Origin of the sequence: Actinoalloteichus spitiensis RMV-1378, from assembly GCF_000239155.1 — a bacterium.
GTDB lineage: Bacteria > Actinomycetota > Actinomycetes > Mycobacteriales > Pseudonocardiaceae > Actinoalloteichus_B > Actinoalloteichus_B spitiensis.
The window spans coordinates 1-793 of record NZ_AGVX02000783.1; the positions used below are offsets into that span (position 1 = coordinate 1).

The 793-nt window shown below is 67.3% G+C and carries 1 protein-coding gene; it reads right to left on the reverse strand.

What is annotated here, in order from left to right:
- Positions 1-793: condensation domain-containing protein (locus ACTIDRAF_RS31325; protein WP_039789669.1), on the reverse strand; the 793-nt coding region annotated here is incomplete at both ends.

Consider the following 793-nt stretch of genomic DNA (forward strand, 5'->3'; position numbering starts at 1 on the left):
CACCTCGACCAACCGGCGCTCCGGCTCCGCGGTCACCGCCTCGGCCAGCCGCACCCAGTCCCGGGCCCACCGCTCCACCGTGCCGGCATCGAACAGGTCGGTGTTGTACTCGACCCCGAAGGTGAGCTCGTCCCCGTTCTCCCGGAACTCCACGGTGAGGTCGAACGAGGAGGCCTCCCTGGGCAGCACGACCTCGGAGACGTCCAGTCCCCCGAAGGAAGGCCGCGCGTCCGGCGTGTTCTGGAGGACGAGCATCGCCTGGACCAACGGCATCCGGTTCGAGTCGCGGTCAGGGGCGATGGCGTCGACCAGCCGGTCGAAGGGGAGCTGCCGGTGGTCGAAAGCGTCCACCACCGTCCCCCGCACCTGGGAGAGGAATTCGGAGAATGACCGTTCCTCATCGACATGGCTTCGCAGAACGAGAGTGTTGACGAAGAAACCGAGCATTTCCTCGAGCTCGGAGCTTTCACGACCGGATGTGACGGTTCCGAGCGCGACGTCCTGGCTCCCGGAGAGGCGGGCGAACAGAAGTTTCGTGACGGCGGCGAGCACTACGAACAGACTGGCGTTCTGTTCACGCGCCGATTTCCGCAGTGCGGGCAGGAGCGCTGCCGGGAGTTCGACCGAGAAGTTCGCACCGGCGGTCGTGCGGGTCGTCGAGCGCGGCCTGTCGGAGGGGAGTTCGAGCGGTGCGACGTCCGCCAGCTGCCGTCGCCAGAAGGACAGCTCGTCCGTCCACCGGGAATCCGCGAACTGCTGGCGTTGCCAGGCGGCGTAGTCGGCGTACTGCACC